Genomic DNA, 5425 nt, shown 5'->3' with positions numbered 1-5425 from the left:
GGAGCAGGCTCTTTCGGTCCGGCATGTCTGTCATCCCTTGCATCGCCATGGTTGATTCCTTGAGCAGGCTCAGCGCGGTCCGAGGACGCGACTCAGCATCTCGGCCGACGGTGCGCCCTGTATGGTCTTCAGGTTGCCATCGGCGTCTTTGTAAAGCGTCGTCGGCGTGGCGGAAAAGCCCAGTTGCTGCATCAACTCCTGGTTGGCGTCGAGTTGCGCGCGGACTTTGGGCGAAATCTGAGCCAGGGGCTTCACACCACCGCTGCGATGTTGTTGTTCATGCTGCGTCAGTGCGGCCTGCGGGTCCTGCGCAGACAGGAGAGCCGCCGCTTTCCCCGGGCTGGTTGGCCCGAGAATGGCCACCATGACATGGCGCAGCTGAACCTTGCCGGCCGTCACCCAGGGCCTGGTATCGTTCCAGAGCTTGTTGCAGTAGGGGCAGTTGGGGTCGGTGAAGGTGTAAATGATGCGCGGGGCATTTTTGGCGCCATCGGCAATCCAGGTGCTGCCCTCCAGCTGCTTCCAGGTTTTCGCGGCCATGGGTTTGGCCACCAGCCGGTTCAGCGGTTCCTGGCTCAGGTCCACGCCTTTTGCATCGATCATGGAGCCGACGATGGCTTGCTTGCCGTCGGCGGTCAGGTAGATGGCCAGCGGCTGCTGCTCGATCATGGCGGCATAGCCGGTCAGTCCGCCGGGCGCATCGAATGTCCCGATCACCTCAACCCCCTTAGCTTCCAGCGCCTTGATCGGTGCGGGCCAGTCTTTGGCCTGTGTGCCCATCGCCATGCCGAGCAAGCCCAGAAAAATTGCAAATTGAACAACTGTTTTTTTGATCATGGGAAATTTACTCCTTGGTTGAGAAAGTGGTGCGTGTGCGCAATGGGTTTAATTTGCTGGCCAGCGAGGCGGCCGACAACTCGCCCATGTGGGTATCGGCCAGTTGTCCGCTGGCATCGTAGAAGAGCGTAGTCGGCAGTCCCGTCGAGCCGACTGCACGGCCCAGTTCGGCGCCGGGGTCGAGCACCACATTGGCCAGACTCAGTGCGCTGGCGCTCAGGTAGCGCCGGGCGGTCGCCGCGTCTTCGCTCTGGTTGGCGAAGACAAAAGTTATTCCGGTTTCCCGCTGCTGTGCCTCGGCGAGGACTGGCATTTCGCGGCGGCAGGGCGGGCACCAGCTGGCCCAGAGGTTGACCACCATGGGCTGGCCCTTGGCGAGCGCCGCGAGGTCTGTCGGCTCGCCTGCAAGCGTTGTCAACGCCACGGTTGGCAGGGCCGGTCTGGGGGTGTTGTCGAAGGTGCCGAGCGTACCCGACATCGCTGCCCAGGCCAGCGCACCGGCGGTCAAGCCCAGGGCCAACGGCTTGCGCAGCGCCGCGCGGTGCCAGCCGTGCACGATCGCCACCAGCAAGGCCGCTGCCAGGCCGGCCCATGGTGAAAAGCCGCCGTCGCGAATGTCCAGGATGGACCACGGTGCGTCGCGGTACAGGTCAAACCATGTGGCGACGAAGGCAACGCGTGCGACCAGCAGTCCGGCCCACGCCATGTCGGACAAGACGTTGACGATGCCCGCTTGTCGACGCCGCCCGGCCAGGTGGCCGACTCCGGCCGCGACCAGCAGGGACGCCAGCACGAGCAGATGGCTGACTTGCACGGAGAAGGGTCCCAGATTGACGTTGAGCATTCAGGTTCCTTGTTTTGCACGCGCCAGGCGGGCGAGAAATTCGTCGGCATCGAGTTCGCCGATGATGCGCTCGGCACGGCGTTCCTTGCCATCGGGGCCGATCAGCAGCATGGTCGGCGGTCCGAGAATCTGGTGGGCGCGCATCAGCGCCTGATCGTCCGCATTGTTGGCTGTCACGTCGGGGCGCAGCAATTGCATGCCGGCCAAAGCCTGTTGCACCCGCGGCTCGGCGAATACCTTGCGCTCGATCACGTCGCAGGACACGCACCATTCAGCGTAAAAATCCACCAGCGTCCACTGCCCGCGCTGTCCGGCCTCGGCGATACGGGTTTCGAGTGCTTGTTGTGTCTTGAGCGGCCCGAAGCGGGCCATGAAATCATTGCCGACCGCCGCCTGCGCGGGCGCGACGCCTCTTGCCGGGAAGGCCAGCGGCTGCAGGGGATTCTGGGCGCCTCCGGCCGCGCCGATCACCATCGCGCCGCCCCACAGGCCAAGCAGCAGCGCCAGGTAACGGGACATCAGACGTCCGCTGCCCATGCCGAGCTTCTGGCCCAGCGCCAGCAAACTCAGTGCGATGGCCAGCAACCAGGCGCCCCACAAGCCCAGCGTCAGCGCCGCAGGCAATACCCGCGCCACGAACACAATGGCGGTGCCCAGCAGGACAAAGCCGAACAGCGCCTTGACCCGGTTCATCCAGTCGCCGGGACGCGGCAGCAGCCGTGCGCCCAGCGTCCCGACCAGCAACAGCGGCACACCCATGCCCAGGCCCATGGAAAAAAGGACCAGGGCGCCGGTCACGACATCGCCGGTATTGCCGATGTAAAGCAGCGCGCCGGCCAGGGGCGCGGTCATGCAGGGGCCGACCAGCAGCGCCGACAGCACGCCCATCGTGGCGGAGCCCGCCACCGTGCCTCCGCGCCGGCCCTGGCTGGCATTGTTGAGGCGGTTGCGCAAAACGGCGGGCAGTTGCAGCTCATAAAAGCCGAACATGGCCAGCGCCAGCACGACAAACACCAGACCGAAGGTGCCCAGCACCCAAGGGTTCTGCAACACCGCCTGCAGATTGGCGCCGGCCAGCGCCGCGGCCGCGCCGACACCGGCGTAAGTCAGCGCCATCGGCAGTACAAAGGCCAGCGAGAGGATAAAACCGCGCCTGGGACTCGCGCCGCTGCCCGCGATCAGGCTGGAGAGAATTGGCACCATCGGCAGCACGCAGGGCGTGAAGGTCATCAGCAGCCCCAGGCCGAAAAACACGACAAGCATCCAGCCGATATGGATACGTGACAGGCGTTCGGCCAGGTCCTGGTCTTCGCCGAGCGCGCCTGGGGGCTCCGGACTCTGGCGGGTCGTGGCCGGATCGGCCGGGACTGCCGGCGTTGTCGCGACATCGGCCAGGTTGACGCGCCGGGTCTGCGGCGGGTAGCAAAGACCCGCATCGGCGCAGCCCTGCCAGCCGATGGTCAGCGCCCGGGCATCGGTCGCCTTGACCAGGACGCTGACCTGGTCGTGATAAACCTCGCTTTTGCCGTAGGTTTCATCGGTTTTGGGCGTGCCGGCCGGCCACAGGACCTGCAGCGCACCATCGGCGGGGCCGACTTCGACCTTCATTTGCTGGCGATAAAGGTAGTACCCCTTGCGGATGTCCCAGTTCAGGCGCACCTGGCCAGCGCCATCCTGGCTGATGCTCAGGCGAAAAGCCTGATCTACCGGCAGGAATTCCTGCTGGGCATGCGCCGGCAGCGCCCACAACACGGGCACCATCACGATCAACCACAACCAACGCAGCATAAGTGCCTTCATATCAAATGGAACAGGCATCTTTGCGTGCCCGGATTAAGGCTTCGTTAACGCCGGGATAATGAAAGGCCTGGATACTATCCGGCATGGAGGACAGGCCATGCGCGTGTTGCTGATTGAAGATGATGAACTCATTGCCCACGGCATCCTGGCGGGTCTGCGTGCGCACGGCTTGACGGTCGATGGCGTGCGCACCGCGGCGCATGCCGAAGCCGCCCTGTCGGCCGCCCATTGTGATGTGGTGATTCTTGACCTCGGACTGCCCGACGAGGACGGCATGCGCCTGCTGCAACGCCTGCGGGCCAAGGGCATGACGCTGCCCGTTCTCATCCTGACAGCGCGCGATGCCGTGCAGGACCGCGTCGCCGGGCTGCGCGCCGGCGCGGACGACTATCTCCTCAAGCCTTTCGATCTCGACGAACTCGTGGCCCGCCTGCAAGCCTTGCTGCGCCGCGCCGCCGGGCGCAGCGTGGATGTCATCACGCACGGACCTTTGCGCCTGGACCCGGCCAGCGGTGAGGTCTCCCTGCACGGACGCGCGGTCGCCCTGTCACGGCGCGAACTGGCTCTGCTGGCCGCTTTGCTGCATGCGGGTGGACGCATCCTGAGCCCCGACCAGCTCAAAGACAGTTTGTACGATTTCAGTGAAGAGATCGAAAGCAATGCCCTCAATGTGCATATCCATCATTTACGGCGCAAGCTGGGTGCCGATGTGATCGAAACGGTGCGTGGCGTGGGTTACCGGTTCAGTGCGGGGAAAACATGACGCTTCGGCTGCGCCTGTTGCTGATGATCGGCATCTCGATGATCCTGCTGTGGGGCGCAGTCGCGCTCTGGATGCTGCACGGTTTGGACAAGGAAATGCAGCGCACGCTGGATCAGCGGCTTGCGATGTCGGCCCATATGGTGGCCGGACTGATGTCGCAGAACCCCGCCGCCTGGGATGGCCGCACCGGGAAAGCAGGCCCATCCACCTTGAGCATGCCGGTGGAGGCAAAAGGGCTGGCGTGCCAGGTATCGATGCGCGGCGAGGTGATCGCGCGTACCCCAGGCGCGACGCCCGAGTCCCTCGCAACGGCGGCCCTCGGCTTTGCCGACCGTGAAATCAAGGGTGAACACTGGCGCAGCTATACCCTGGAAACAAGCGGTTTGCGCGTTACCACGGCTGACCGCCTGACCGAACGGGATACGCTGCTGCGCAATGTGACGGTGGCAGCGGCCACGCCGTTTGTCGCTGCCCTGATCGGAAGTCTGCTGGTGCTGTGGTTCGGCGTTGGAAGTGGCTTGCTGCCGCTGGAGCGCCTGCGACAGGTGCTGGCCAGCCGGACGCCGGACGCGTTGACCCCGATTCAAAATATCCCCGTCTCGCGGGACCTGCTGCCGCTGGTCAACACCCTGAACCATTTGCTGGCACGCATGAGCGAGACCATCAGCCGCGAACGCCGCTTCACCAGCGATGCTGCGCATGAATTGCGCACGCCGCTCACCGCGATAAAAACCCATCTCCAGGTCACGCGCATCACCCAAGGTAAGGACGCCGAGGTGGCCATGGATTACGCTGAAGAGGGCGTGGCGCGGCTTCAACACACCCTTTCCCAGCTGTTGACGCTGTCGCAGGTCGAGGGCGCCTTTTCGTGGGAGGACGGATCGGTCGCTGATGCCAGCGAAGTGGCCCGCCTCGCGATGCGCGATGCAGCACCCCATGCGCCCGAGCGGATCACGCTCGACAGCGACGGCATCCGTGCCGAGCTGGCGCTGCCCCAGGCGCTGGCTGTCACCGCGCTGCGCAACCTGCTTGACAACGCCCTGCGCCATTCCCCTGCATCCAACAGCGTCAGGCTGGAAATACGCAGCTCGCCGCAAGCGGTCAGCTTTCACATATTTGATCGCGGGCCGGGACTCAGCGACAACGAATTGGCACTGGCGACGCAACGATTCTGGCGGCGC

5 protein-coding genes are annotated in these 5425 nt (G+C 64.7%); 2 read left to right on the top strand and 3 right to left on the bottom strand.

Going from position 1 to position 5425, the window contains the following annotated elements:
* Nucleotides 1-69 precede the first annotated feature (69 nt).
* From dsbG to dsbD, 3 genes are read right to left on the bottom strand one after another with little or no spacing between them, the layout of a single operon-like run.
* Nucleotides 70-837: a thiol:disulfide interchange protein DsbG gene (gene dsbG / locus PSV33_RS01045; RefSeq protein WP_300557681.1), complete on the bottom strand. Its 768-nt coding sequence runs from the start codon at nucleotides 835-837 to the stop codon at nucleotides 70-72.
* A 7-nt stretch (nucleotides 838-844) separates the two neighbouring features.
* Nucleotides 845-1681, bottom strand: a complete 837-nt coding sequence (locus PSV33_RS01040; RefSeq protein WP_300557679.1) for a TlpA disulfide reductase family protein — start codon at nucleotides 1679-1681, stop codon at nucleotides 845-847.
* Nucleotides 1682-3469, bottom strand: a complete 1788-nt coding sequence (gene dsbD / locus PSV33_RS01035) for a protein-disulfide reductase DsbD (protein ID WP_300557678.1) — start codon at nucleotides 3467-3469, stop codon at nucleotides 1682-1684.
* A gap of 109 nt (nucleotides 3470-3578) precedes the next feature.
* Here dsbD and PSV33_RS01030 point away from each other — a divergent pair, with 109 nt between their 5' ends.
* Nucleotides 3579-4244, top strand: a complete 666-nt coding sequence (locus PSV33_RS01030; protein WP_293594961.1) for a response regulator — start codon at nucleotides 3579-3581, stop codon at nucleotides 4242-4244.
* Nucleotides 4241-5425, top strand: a 1185-nt coding sequence (locus tag PSV33_RS01025) for a histidine kinase dimerization/phospho-acceptor domain-containing protein (RefSeq protein ID WP_300557677.1), incomplete at its 3' end; no start/stop codon positions are given. The genes PSV33_RS01030 and PSV33_RS01025, both read left to right, overlap by 4 nt.

Source organism: Polaromonas sp. (genome assembly GCF_029945895.1).
Lineage (GTDB): Bacteria > Pseudomonadota > Gammaproteobacteria > Burkholderiales > Burkholderiaceae_C > Polaromonas.
This window is presented reverse-complemented; position numbering and strand designations above follow the sequence as displayed.